This window comes from Arthrobacter sp. STN4 (genome assembly GCF_024539665.1).
GTDB lineage: Bacteria > Actinomycetota > Actinomycetes > Actinomycetales > Micrococcaceae > Specibacter.
Window position 1 is genome coordinate 1 of record NZ_JAKZGX010000021.1, and the last position, 12,214, is coordinate 12,214.

A 12,214-nucleotide genomic window follows, 5' to 3' on the forward strand; every position below is an offset into this window, starting at 1 on the left:
GACGAGTCCACCGAAAGGCACGTTTAACGAATCAACGGCCAGATCAAGGCTGAGTCACATCCGGGTGGATTCGCACCATCCTGCCAGCCGGTGCCAGACCAGCCAAATCCAATTAGAGATCAAGGCTTAGCCCGCGACGGCACCGCCGTCGCCAAGCAGGAAACCACACGACGGTAGATATTGTTGGCCCCTTCGGAGTGGCCCGTTGAACGCCCGACCAAACCATAAAGCGCGAGGGCAACGTCACCGGCTGGATCCGCCTCGCCTGACCATTCTCGTCACAACCAGCACCGACACGCCCTGAGCGTGAATTCCGTACAGATCTTCCACATGCCCAAAGCGTGCCGTCTTTCCGTCATTGACGCTGACCCCACCATGCCGGACACTGCCTGGCCGGCACAATACTCGGGTCCGCAGCGCCTTGCCCCCACGTCCACCCGCCGCCACTCCCTGAGCCCTGTATGCGGCAGGGATGGGCCCGCGAGCAGGGCGTACAGTGGAAAATATGGATGCGTTGACAATCTTCACAGAAAAGCACCCAGCGCGTCCCATTCACCACCTCCTGCAAGATGCCCAGGCCGGCGGAGAACAGGCGAGGCATTGATCGGGCCCGGGTGGGCTCCCGCCCCGCACCACTCGAGGCGAGCCATGGGCGCGCAGGCCCGCAGCGCGTTCCTGGCCGTTGTGACCGCGGCCGCGTTCCTGACATTTACGCAGGCGTTCATGGTGGCGCCGATCCTGCCACAGCTCGCCGCCGCCTTCGGCACGGAGGTGGGCACTGCGGGGCTGGCCGTCCCCGCCTACCTGATTCCCTACGGGCTGATGACCCTGTTTTGGGGTCCCCTCTCGGACCGAATCGGCCGGCGCCCCATCATTCTCGGCTCCTTGGTGGTCTTTGCCGTCTTGACGGCCGCGACAGCGCTGGCGCCAGGGGCCGAGGTATTCATCGTCATGCGCACAGCCACGGGCATTGCTGCGAGCGGCGTGGTTCCCATCTCGCTGGTATTGATCGGAGACGTTTTTCCCTTCGCCGAGCGCGGCCGGGCCCTTGGCTGGCTGTTCGGAGGGATGGCCGGTGGAATTGCAGTGGGCTCGACGGCGGGCGCGCTGGCCGAACCCGCCGTCGGCTGGAGCGGGCTGTTTCTGGCTTCCGGGCTGGCCGTCCTGCTCGTGGCGGGGTTCGCGGCTGTTCTTCTTCCTTACCGGCAGCACGCCCCGGCAGCGCTGCCCTGGCGCGCGGTGGCCGGAGGGTACTGGCTGCTGCTGGCACATGCCAGGGGTTTGCGCACCTACGGCTTTGTCCTGGTCAATGCCCTGGTCCACTCCGGCATTTATACCTGGCTGGGCGTCTACCTCGTCCAACGTTTCAGCTTGGGCCCCGTCGGCGTCGGGCTGGCCCTGCTGGGCTACGGCGTGCCCGGCTTCGTCTTCGGCCCGCTCATTGGACGCCTCGCCGACACCTTTGGCAGGGCCCGCATCATTCCCTCCGGCATGCTCGTGGCAGGCTCATGCGCTCTGGTCCTTGCGGTGGATCCCCCATTGTCCGTCGCAGTCGCGGCTATCGCCGTCCTTTCCCTGGGGTACGACATGACCCAGCCACTATTCGGCGGCATCGTCACCGACCTTCCCGGCAGCACCGGCCAGGCCGTAGGCCTGATGGCCTTTGTCCTGTTCCTCGGCTTCGGCACCGGAAGCCTGGCCTTCCAAGGTGTCCTGGGCGCAGGATTCCCACCCGCCTTTACCGTCTTCGGCGCCTGTGCGCTTGTCGCTGCAGCCCTTGCCGTGCCACTTTTCCGTTCCGAACGCCCAGGCGCAAGCCTCTTTCAAAAAGGGGACGGGGCAACGTAGGATTCGATCCAGCCTGAGACGAAGGAGCCGGCCATGGCGCACGCAGAAAATGAAGTGTTCATCAAGCGCAACACCCGCGACGTTTACGACTTCCTGGCCAACGGACTCAACAATCCGCTCTGGCGCCCCGGGGTTACCCAGGTGCGCCTCGCCAGCGGGCCGGCCTCCGGGGTCGGTGCGGTGTACAGCCAGCGGATGGCAGGCCCCGGCGGGCGGAGCATTGACGGCGACTACCAAATCAACGTGGCCGAGCCGGGGGTGCGGCTGGGTTTCGACGTGGTTGCCGGCCCGGCACGGCCCACCGGCAGCTTTGCCCTCTCCGGGCACGACGCCGGCACCACGGTGTCCTTCAGCCTGACCCTGGAGCCCAAGGGGCTGATGAAACTGATGGGGCCCATGGTCACCAAAGCAATGCAGGCGGAAGTGGCCCAGCTGGAAAACCTGAAACGCGTGCTGGAGCAGGATTCCTAAAACACACCTGGTAAACAACACCGCGGCCAGCCGTCCACGGTGCCGGCCCCATGCCCCATGCGTGGCCGGCCCCGACGGGTCGTCCGAAATCGGCCACACCGCTAGTTCAAGCGAGCAGGGGCGCGCGCCCGGCAATGTCGGCGCGCACGGAACTGTTCGGGCGCAAGTGCAGGCCCGCGCCGCACCGAATGGGCAATTTTGGCCGTGGGGACCTGGGCGGCTGCCTTTGCTGCCGGCGCCAGGCGGTTCCGTTCCCAGGCACCCGTCCCTTGACATTGCCAAAACGTTTTTGTAATGTCTCTCACAGACAATGCCAAAACGTTTTGGAGGACTTGATGCGCAGCAGGATCGGAATCCGCGAGGTCGCGAAGGCGGCCGGCGTTTCGGTGACAACTGTCTCCCACGCGCTCAACGACGTGCAGGGCGCCCGCGTCAATGAGGAGACCCGCCAGCGCGTGCTGGCAGTGGCGGCGGACCTGAATTATGCGCCCAACCGGCTGGCGAGCGGGCTGCGCAACCTGCAGTCCCAGACCATCGGCTTCATCAGCGATGAGATCTCCACGACCCCCTTTGCGGGGAAGATGATCCTGGGGGCCCAGCACGCGGCCAAGAAGCACGGCCTGCTGCTGATCATGATCAACACCGACGGTGACGCCCAGGCGGAGGCACAAGGCATCCAGGCACTCCTCCAGCATCAGGTGGATGGCATTGTCTACGCCACGATGTACCACCGGCGCATCCAGGTCCCGGACTCACTGAAGGGCATTCCCGCCGTCCTGCTTGACGCCACGTCGCCGGAGGCCTCCCTGCCTTCGGTGGTCCCCGACGAATTTGGCGGTGCACGCGCCGCCATGCATGAACTGCTGGCCGCCGGCCACCGGCGGATCGGCTTTGTCTCAAACCAAGACGCCATTCCGGCAACTGCCGGCCGGCTCGACGGCGTCAAGGCGGCCTTTGCCGGGCACGGGCTGCCTTACGATCCGGCCCTGACGGTGGCGGCCGAGTCCAGCACGGACGGCGGCTACACGGCTGCCATGCAGTTGCTGACGCTGCCGGCACGTCCCACGGGCCTGTTTTGCTTCAATGACCAGATGGCCATGGGGGCCTACAGGGCTGCGGCAGAACTGGGCCTGAAAATTCCGGCCGACCTTTCGGTCGTCGGCTTTGACAACCTTGAATTGATTTCAGGATTTCTCCACCCGCGCCTGACAACGGTGCAACTGCCCCACTACGAAATGGGGGTATGGGCCATCAACCGGCTTGAGGAGGAGATCGCCCGCGCCAAGGACGGGCCACATGAACCGTTGCGGACTGCGTTGGATTGCCCAATCGTCCGCCGTGCCTCCGTCGCACCGCCACCCCTGCTGTAAGCGGGGTGGCGGGTCCGGGGCAACGGACGCTCGTTGCAGCGAGCGTTTCCGGCCGGCAAAACCACCGGTCAATACCACAATGGAGGAAATACAGTGAAGTTCCATAAATCGCGGCGGCTTCTCACCGCCAGTATAGCGGCCATGGTCATCGCGGCACCGCTGGCGGGATGCAGTGGCACCGCCAGCGCTTCCGGCGGGTCCGGGGGATCAGGAAACTCGATCACGCTGTGGACCCACAATGCCGGAAATCCGGCGGAATTGGCTGCGGACCAGAAAATTGTTTCCGCCTTCAATTCCAGCCAAAGCAAATACAAGGTCACTGTCCAGGCGTTTCCGCAAGCGTCGTACAACCAGTCCGTGGTGGCTGCCGCCGCTTCCGGCAAACTCCCCTGCGTCCTGGACATGGATGCACCGAACGTGCCCAACTGGGCCTGGGCCAAGTACCTCGCGCCGCTGGACCTTGGCACCTCCCTGAAGGGACAACTGCCCAGCACCATCGGCAAGTGGAACGGGAAGGTCTATGCGGTTGGCTATTACGACGTGGCCCTGGCGATGTTTGCGCGCAAGTCGGTCCTGACGGCTGCCGGCATCAGGATCCCCACCATCGACACCCCGTGGACCCAGGACGAATTCAACCAGTCCCTGGCCGCGCTGAAGAAGACCGGCAAGTGGGCTGCCCCGCTTGACCTGGGCACCAGCGGCACCGGGGAATGGTGGACGTACGCCTACTCGCCCCTTTTGCAAAGCTTCGGTGGCGACCTGATCAACCGCACCAACTACCAAAGCGCTGACGGGGCACTCAACGGCGCCAACGCGGTCAACTGGGCCACGTGGATGCGCGGGCTGGTCACGCAGGGCCTCATTGCCCAGAAGTCCGGCGCGGATGCCAACGCCGACCTCACCAACAACAAGACAGCCATCGAATACAGCGGATCCTGGGCCGCGGCGCCCCTGTCCAAAACGCTGGGCAAGGACCTGGCGGTCATCCCGCCGGTCAACTTTGGCAGCGGCCCCAAGATCGGCGGCGGGTCCTGGGAATGGGGCATGACGAACACCTGCGAGAACAAGGCGGCTGCCACGGCCTACCTGAAGTTCTCCCTCCAACCCCAATACCAGGCCTCTGTGGCTGTCGCGGCGGGAACAATCCCCGCGACGTCCTCCCCCGCAGCCCTGAAGCTGGACCCCAGCTACGGCCCCGGCGGGTCGAATGAAATCTTTGCCCAAATATCGCGCAAGTATGCCGAGCTGCGGCCCCCGACGCCGGCCTACCCGTTCATCTCCACCACCTTCACCACGGCCGCACAGAACATCCTGGCCGGTGCCGATCCCAAGAGCACCCTGGACCAGGCGGTACGCGGCATCGACGCGAACATCAAGACCAACAACGGCTACAAGTAAGCCGCCACTCCCCCTCGTCCGGGTGCGGGCTGCCGCCCGCACCCGGACCCACACCTTTGGACAGCCCATGGTTCTCATTCACCCCTCCCGCGCGGAGACAGCACCGTCAGTGAAAAAACCCAGCCCACCCCGCAAGGTCAACCGCGGCCGGCGGAAAGAATCGCTCACAGCCCTGGGCATGGTGGCCCCCGCGGTCCTGCTCCTGGCCCTCTTCATTTTTGTCCCCGCCGCCTTGGCCTTCGTGTTGGCATTCACCAACGCCCAGCTCATCTCGCCCAACCCGATTGGGTTTGTGGGCCTGACCAACTTCATCCAGCTCTTCCAGGATCCCGTCTTCTACCGGTCCCTGCTCAATACGCTTTACTTTGCCGCCGTCGTCGTCCCGGTCCAGGGCGGGGCCGCCTTGGGCCTGGCCATCCTGGTCAACACCAAGACCCGTGGCACCAGCTTCTTCCGCACCGTCTACTTCCTGCCGGTCGTCACCTCCATGGTGGTGGTATCGATGCTCTGGCTGTTCATGTACCAGCAAAACGGCCTGATCAACGAACTTATCCACCGCCTCACGCTCGGCCTGGTCACCGGACCGGACTGGCTGAACAACCCCGCCACCTCCATGCCGGCGATCATCCTGATGTCGGTGTGGCAGGGCGTCGGCTTCCACATGGTCATTTGGCTTTCGGGGCTGCAAACCATCGCCCCGGATTTGCACGAGGCAGCCTCCCTGGACGGAGTCAGCGCCTGGCAGCGCTTCCGCTTTGTCACCTGGCCCGGCCTACGCAACACCCGCGCCCTGGTGCTGGTCACCATCACCATCCAGGCCCTGAGCCTGTTCACCCAGGTCAGTGTCATGACCCAGGGCGGGCCCCTGTACTCCACCTCAACGGTGGTCTATGACGCCGTCCAGACCGGCTACCAGCAGCAACAGACCAGCTACGCCTCGGCGATCTCCCTGGTGTTCTTCGCCCTGGTCCTCATCGTCGCCGCGATACAGCGCTTCCTCACCCGAGAAAAGGCCTAACCCCATGGCTACCACCACAGCCCCCGCACGCCGCCGGCCCGCCCAGGCCCTCCGCCGTGCCCCGAAACCGCGCCATATTGTAGGCACCGTGGCCAAAATCGTCCTGGCCCTGGTCTTCGTCCTGCCCATCGTGTTCATGTTCGTCTCCTCCCTGAAGCCGGACGCGCAAATCTTTTCGGACCTCGGCTCGATCAATGCGTTCCTGCCCACCGGACACATCTCGTTCGCCAACTATGCCGGTGTGTTTGACCGCGTGCCGATCGTGACCTTCCTGATGAACTCCGTCGGAATCTCGGCGGCCACCGTCATCCTGGGCCTGCTGGTGAACTCGTTGGCCGCCTTCGCACTTTCCCGCATGCGCCTGCGGGGCAAGAAGATCATTCTCACCGCCATCATCGCCACGCTCATCGTTCCCTTCGAAACACTGGCCCTGCCCCTGGTCTGGTGGGTCAACCAGCTGCCCTGGCTGCAGGTCAACGGCTTTAGCCTGGCCCTGACGCACGGCTGGCTGGACACCTACCGGGTCCAGATCATCCCTTTCATCGCCAATGCCTTCTCCGTCTACCTCTTCCACCAATATTTCGACAGCATTCCCAAGGAACTCGACGAGGCAGCCCGCATGGACGGGGCCGGCTGGTTCCAGATCTACCGCACGATCATCATGCCGCTCTCCGGGCCGGCCATCGCCACCGTGGCGATCCTGACCTTCCTTCCGGCCTGGAACTCCTACCTGTGGCCCATCATGGTGGTCCAGTCCGAGAACCTGCGCCCCGTGATGGTGGGTGTGGAGTACTTCTACCAGCTCAATGTGGCCTGGGGGCAGATCATGGCCTACACCACCCTCATCACACTGCCCATCCTGGTCCTTTTCATCGCCTTCCAGCGGTCCTTCGTCAACAGCATCGCCTCCACCGGCGTCAAGGGCTGAGAACATCCCAAGACCCGGCCCTGGCCCGCCAACCACCGCCGAAAAGCACCTCCACCCGCCACCAGCAGAACCCGGCACCGAAAGAACCCCACCTTGACTTCCACCACCATGCCCGATTCCTCCAGCACCGCAATCGCAGGCACTGCCATCGCCAGCGGGGACCGGCCACAGGACCGGCCATCCAACCTGGCCCGGGAACACGGACGCCCCGCGTTTCACTACACCGCACGGGACACCTGGATCAACGATCCCAACGGCCTGATCCTCCACAACGGCATCTACCACCTGTTCTACCAAAACAATCCACGGGGATCGACCTGGGGCAACATGTCCTGGGGCCACGCCACCTCAGTGGACCTGCTCCATTGGACGGAGCATGCCCCGGCCATCGTCACCGATGCCTGCGAGGACATCTTCTCCGGCAGTGTGGTCTTCGATGCGTCCAACAGCTCCGGCCTGGGCACCGCCGAAACACCGGCGCTCGTTGCCATCTACACCAGCGCCTTCAAGCAGGAGTCGGAGCACTGCGGCGAACAGGCCCAGTCACTGGCCCTGAGCCTCGACGGCGGCTATACCTGGGCCAGGCACCCCGCGAACCCCGTACTGACCCGCAATTCCGCCAATTTCCGCGACCCGAAGGTCTTTTGGTACGGCCACGGCCCCGAGGCCTGCTGGGTCATGGTCGCCGTCGAGGCCCAGGAACGCAAGGCCGTGTTCTATAAATCGGGCAACTTGACCGATTGGGAATTCCTGAGCGAATTCGGCCCGGAGAACGCCACCGGCGGCGTGTGGGAATGCCCGGACCTGTTTGAACTGCCCGTCGAAGGGGCTGCCGGCGCCACCAAATGGGTGCTGACCATCAATTTGAACCCCGGAGCCGTGTCCGGAGGATCCGGCGGGCAGTACTTCATTGGCCATTTTGACGGCACCACCTTCGTCCCTGAAAGCACCGTGACACAAGGACTGGAACCCGATCCCGACTGCCTGCGCCGTTATGGCTGGCTTGATTGGGGGCGGGACTACTACGCCGCGGTTTCCTTCAACGGCGTGCCCGGCGGCCGGCGAATCATGGTCGGCTGGATGAACAACTGGGACTATGGCGCGGACATCCCGACGGACCCCTGGCGCGGGGCCATGGCCCTGCCACGCGAAGTCCGACTGCGCACCATCGACGGACGCATCAGGCTCACACAATCGGTCGCAACGGAGGTTCTCCAGGCCGGCGGTGCCGAACCGTCGTACACTGCCGTCCCCGGCCCCATCGAGGAAGGCCGCCACCTGCTGCCCGTCCCGGCCCACGGGACAGCCCAGCGCATCGACGTGGACTTCACCCCCGGGACGGCGTCCACGTTCGGCCTGATCGTGCGCGCCGGCGCCGGCGGCGTCGGAACAAAAATCGGCTACGACACCGCGAGCGCATCCGTGGTCGTTGACCGGACCGCATCTGGGGACACCGGATTCAACCCGTCCTTTGCCTCCATCGAGCACGCCCCGGTGGCGTTGGCCGGCGGCCACCTGAAACTGGGCATCCACCTCGACAGCACGTCCGTGGAAGTATTCAGCCATGACGGATTGACAACGCTGACGGAACAAATCTTCCCACCGGACACCGCCCGCGAAGTCTGGCTCTACGCAGAAGGGGGAACCGCCCAGCTCCACCAGCTCACCACCACCCCCTTCGGAAACTAGCCCGCAGGCGCCATCCCTTTGGGGGGCACCCGGCGCGACGCTGATTCCCGTCCGGTCCCGGGAGCGGGAGGGACCGGCCCTGAGGGCAGGAGCCGCCCCGGCACCCTGCTGCGAAGCAAGGGCGCCACCGGCATTCGGGCACAGCGGCGGCCGCCCGGCGCCTTCCCCTGGTCCGGGCCCGTGCCCCTATCCGAGGACCAACCGGGTGGTTGCGGCAAAATTAGGTGCCGTCCGTTCGTCATGGGCGGTGCATCGCCGCCCGAGCAGTGCATTGACGGCTTCCTCGAGGCAGCGGGTCTCAGCCGGCACACCCCTCCGGATGGTGCCGTCGCCGTCGATGACGACACAGCCCCACGCATACAGGGCGTCGCAGCCCAGCGCACAGGTGAGCATGGCGTTGGCCTCGAAGTCCATGCGTTCCCGGTCGGTGGATTGCTCGCGCGGCTTGATGTGACCGGCGTTCAGGAGCCGGGCGGGCAGATCTTCGCCGCAGATGGAGCAGCTCGCACTCCGGCGTCCGCGCAACAGGTTTTTATGGAGATACTCCTGTTCCAGGCGGGTGGCCGAATCGGCCGGGTCTCCAGTGCCCCACACACTGCCCGGGCGTCCGCGCAGGCTCCCCGCCGGCGACGGCAACCCGTCGATGCGAGCTGCAGCCAGGAGTGCCGCGCCGTCGTCGTCGCTGAGGGGGGACACATAGCGCCGCACGGGTTTCCCCGACTCGGTGAACGGCCCCGGGCCGCCGCGCCCGGACAGTTTCGCCGCGCGGTCCCGGTGGACGCATAACCCGGTCGCGACGGTGTTGACCCGGACGAGCCAGCCGTCGTCGCCCTCCCCCACCAGCCGCTCGTATCCCTCAGGCCGCGCATGGGCGTGCCGTTCCTTCGCGACAACGCTAACGGCCCGCACGTACGGCCCGAAGTAGTGGAAGACGACATCGCCCTGTTCCATCTTTTTCAACGCCTCAAGGCTTTGCGCCGGGGCCCCGTCGGCCGCGTGGCAGACCCAGAGGGTGCCCTTCTCGATCGCTGTCCCGTAGTTCCGGCCATGGTGGACCCACCAATATCGCATCTGCAGTTCTCCTTGCGTGTTACCGGTTTTCGCCGTGGATCCGCTGTGGATCCACGGCGCCTGCATCGGGGATGCCCGTGGCGTTTCCCGCATTGCCAGTTTCACAGGACCACGCTGAGAAGCCGCTGAGAAGGTCCGGGACGCCCGGGCGCGGTGCGGTGACCGCAGCCGACGCCGCGACGGTCCTGCCTTTTCCTCAGGAACGTCTCAGCTTGGGTGCGCCATACTCATCTACGAGGGAAGGAGATGGATGCGGATCTTATTGGTGGAAGACGAGACGCTGTTGGCCGAGACGGTGCGGCGCGGCTTGACGAATGAAGGATTTGTTGTGGAGGTCGTCCATGACGGGGTCAGCGGCCTGTGGGCTGCAACGGAAAATCCCTACGACGTGATTGTCCTGGACTTGATGCTGCCAATGAAGAGCGGTTATGACGTGCTCAAGGAATTGCGCGGGCGCATGATCTGGACACCGGTCATGATGCTCACGGCCAAGGACGGTGAATATGACCAGACCGATGCCTTTGACCTGGGCGCGGATGACTACCTGACGAAGCCATTCAGCTTCCTGGTGCTGGTGGCCAGGCTGCGGGCCCTGATCCGGCGCGGGGCACCCGAGCGTCCCGTCGTGATGACGTTGGGGACGTTGCGGCTGGATCCAATGAACCGCAGCGTCCACCGCGGCGACACGCTGATCCCCCTGACCGCGCGCGAGTACGGGCTCCTGCATTTCCTCATGCGCCGGCATGACGCGGTGGTCTCGAAGGCCGAAATCCTCGACAACGTCTGGGATCCTACCTTTGAAGGCGGCGACAACGTCGTGGAGGTCTACATAGGGTATTTGCGTCGCAAGATCGACGCCCCCTTCAATCTGTCAACCCTCTCCACCGTCCGTGGCATGGGTTACCTGCTCTCCGCAGACCGTGACCCCGCCCAGGCCCCCGTCCACGGCACCCGGGGATAGGAGCAGTTCAAAGCGGCAGCCTCCGGCCGGCGTCGAGCTGGTGGTAATGGTGCCGTGGTGGGCCTTCATGATGGTGGCGGCGATGGCCAGGCCCAGTCCGCTGCCGCCGCTTTCGCGGGAGCGGCTCTGGTCCAGGCGGACGAACCGCTCAAAGATCCGCTCGCGGTCGGCCTCCGGTACGGGGTCGCCGTCGTTGTCAATGACGACGCGCACCAACCCCGGGCCTGCACCCAGCCCCACGTTGATGGCCGACCTTGCGTGGCGGTTGGCGTTGTCCAGCACGTTGCGCAGCACCTGGCCCAGGCGGTGTCCATCGCCGGTGACCCGGGCAGGGGTCAGGCTGGCCGTGATGTGATGCGGGCTCAGGGACCGCAGCCGGCGGATTTCGGCCGCCAGGATGTCGTCCAGGTCGACGTCCTGGGCCGTGACGTGGATGCCGTCGTCATTGGCCTTGGCCAGGGTGAGCAGGTCATCGACAAGGTAGCTCATGCGGGCCGTCTCGCTGCTGAGCATGTTCTGGAGTTCCCGCCAGCTCTCCCCGCTGTGGTCGGCGACGGCGATTTCCAGCCCGGCGCTGATGGTGGCCAGGGGGCTGCGCAGTTCGTGGCTGGCGTCGGAAACGAAACGGCGTTGTTCGACGTCGGAGGCCTGGAGCCGGTCGAGCATGGTGTTCATGGTCAGGGCCAGGCGGTGGATTTCGTCGTTGGTGGCCGGGACGTCCACCCGTTCGCTGAGGTGGCTGGCATTGATCCGGGCCACCTGGCCGCGGATCCTCCCGACCTGGCGCAGTGACCTCCCCACCAGGATCCACACCGAAACGCCCACCACCACGAGAAGCACGAGTGTGGCGCCCAGGAGGAACCAGGCGACCGTGGCGACGGAGTCCGCCTCGACCTGCACTGTCGAGGCCACGACGACGGTGTAGGTGCCCTGCCCGGTCTGCACACCTTCGGCGGTGATGAGGAACGCGTCCGTGTCGCCAATGCCCTGCAGGCTGGAGACGTCCTCGGTCTTGGTCGCACCCGGGCCGGGGCGCAATTGCGAGAGCGGAGCCCTGGCCGCCGATTTTTGCGAGGCCGCCACCACGGCCCCCTGCGGGCTGATGATTTGCACGTACTGGCCGGTGTGGGCCGTGGTGGCCAGTGAATCCCCCGCATCCTCGACATCCTCGCTGGTGATCATCGCCACCACGTCCGATGCCGTGGACTTCGCCGCCCTTTCAGTGGTGGCGATGAGTGAGCTCTGCAGGAGCACCAGCAACAGCAGGCCGCCGGCAACCAGGGCAAGGGCAACCACGGTGACGGCCGTCGCCGTCGCCCTTTTGCGAACGCCCCAGGCACGCCCTCGGCGTCGGGACGGGCGGGGCCGCGGCTTGGGTGGAATCATGGTTCAACCTTGCCTCCGCGGGTGTCGATTGCCTAATTGCCGCCCCCTGCCTTCTCAGCGTCCCCCCAGCGACG

At 65.4% G+C, this 12,214-nt stretch carries 10 protein-coding genes; 8 read left to right on the forward strand and 2 right to left on the reverse strand.

The window, feature by feature from the left end; genetic code table 11:
- Positions 1-648 precede the first annotated feature (648 nt).
- The 7 genes from MMF96_RS14085 (at position 649) to MMF96_RS14115 (ending at position 8,722) form a co-directional block, all read left to right on the forward strand.
- Complete coding sequence (locus tag MMF96_RS14085; protein ID WP_256883898.1) at positions 649-1,848, forward strand: MFS transporter; 1,200 nt, start codon at positions 649-651, stop codon at positions 1,846-1,848.
- A 33-nt stretch (positions 1,849-1,881) separates the two neighbouring features.
- Positions 1,882-2,319, forward strand: a complete 438-nt coding sequence (locus tag MMF96_RS14090; RefSeq protein WP_256883899.1) for an SRPBCC family protein — start codon at positions 1,882-1,884, stop codon at positions 2,317-2,319.
- Positions 2,320-2,654: 335 nt separating this feature from the next.
- The gene (locus MMF96_RS14095) at positions 2,655-3,689 is read left to right on the forward strand and encodes a LacI family DNA-binding transcriptional regulator (RefSeq protein ID WP_176616057.1); all 1,035 of its coding nucleotides are present in this window, start codon (positions 2,655-2,657) and stop codon (positions 3,687-3,689) included.
- A 93-nt stretch (positions 3,690-3,782) separates the two neighbouring features.
- Complete coding sequence (locus MMF96_RS14100) at positions 3,783-5,087, forward strand: extracellular solute-binding protein (protein ID WP_256883900.1); 1,305 nt, start codon at positions 3,783-3,785, stop codon at positions 5,085-5,087.
- Positions 5,088-5,154: 67 nt separating this feature from the next.
- Complete coding sequence (locus MMF96_RS14105) at positions 5,155-6,105, forward strand: carbohydrate ABC transporter permease (RefSeq protein ID WP_176616056.1); 951 nt, start codon at positions 5,155-5,157, stop codon at positions 6,103-6,105.
- Between the two features lie 4 nt (positions 6,106-6,109).
- Positions 6,110-7,033: a carbohydrate ABC transporter permease gene (locus MMF96_RS14110; protein ID WP_256883901.1), complete on the forward strand. Its 924-nt coding sequence runs from the start codon at positions 6,110-6,112 to the stop codon at positions 7,031-7,033.
- A gap of 93 nt (positions 7,034-7,126) precedes the next feature.
- Positions 7,127-8,722 (forward strand): glycoside hydrolase family 32 protein, encoded by a 1,596-nt coding sequence (locus tag MMF96_RS14115; protein ID WP_306295896.1) that lies wholly within the window; start codon positions 7,127-7,129, stop codon positions 8,720-8,722.
- Between the two features lie 186 nt (positions 8,723-8,908).
- Here MMF96_RS14115 and MMF96_RS14120 read toward each other — a convergent pair whose 3' ends face one another.
- Positions 8,909-9,793 (reverse strand): hypothetical protein, encoded by an 885-nt coding sequence (locus tag MMF96_RS14120; RefSeq protein ID WP_256883902.1) that lies wholly within the window; start codon positions 9,791-9,793, stop codon positions 8,909-8,911.
- 250 nt (positions 9,794-10,043) lie between these two features.
- Here MMF96_RS14120 and MMF96_RS14125 point away from each other — a divergent pair, with 250 nt between their 5' ends.
- A complete protein-coding gene (locus MMF96_RS14125) occupies positions 10,044-10,754 on the forward strand; it encodes a response regulator transcription factor (RefSeq protein ID WP_256883903.1) in 711 nt (236 codons plus the stop codon).
- Here MMF96_RS14125 and MMF96_RS14130 read toward each other — a convergent pair.
- Positions 10,665-12,140 (reverse strand): cell wall metabolism sensor histidine kinase WalK, encoded by a 1,476-nt coding sequence (locus MMF96_RS14130; RefSeq protein ID WP_256883904.1) that lies wholly within the window; start codon positions 12,138-12,140, stop codon positions 10,665-10,667. The two genes, MMF96_RS14125 and MMF96_RS14130, sit on opposite strands and share 90 nt — an antisense overlap.
- Between the last annotated feature and the right edge of the window lie 74 nt (positions 12,141-12,214).

Excerpts from the sequence above, each read along its gene's own strand:
- MMF96_RS14090 (WP_256883899.1), top strand. The coding sequence starts at position 1,882 with ATGGCGCACGCAGAAAATGAAGTGTTCATCAAGCGCAACACCCGCGAC.
- MMF96_RS14105 (WP_176616056.1), top strand. The coding sequence starts at position 5,155 with ATGGTTCTCATTCACCCCTCCCGCGCGGAGACAGCACCGTCAGTGAAA.
- MMF96_RS14110 (WP_256883901.1), top strand. The coding sequence starts at position 6,110 with ATGGCTACCACCACAGCCCCCGCACGCCGCCGGCCCGCCCAGGCCCTC.
- MMF96_RS14125 (WP_256883903.1), top strand. The coding sequence starts at position 10,044 with ATGCGGATCTTATTGGTGGAAGACGAGACGCTGTTGGCCGAGACGGTG.
- MMF96_RS14120 (WP_256883902.1), bottom strand. The coding sequence starts at position 9,793 with ATGCGATATTGGTGGGTCCACCATGGCCGGAACTACGGGACAGCGATC.
- MMF96_RS14085 (WP_256883898.1), top strand. The coding sequence starts at position 649 with ATGGGCGCGCAGGCCCGCAGCGCGTTCCTGGCCGTTGTGACCGCGGCC.
- MMF96_RS14130 (WP_256883904.1), bottom strand. The coding sequence starts at position 12,140 with ATGATTCCACCCAAGCCGCGGCCCCGCCCGTCCCGACGCCGAGGGCGT.
- MMF96_RS14095 (WP_176616057.1), top strand. The coding sequence starts at position 2,655 with ATGCGCAGCAGGATCGGAATCCGCGAGGTCGCGAAGGCGGCCGGCGTT.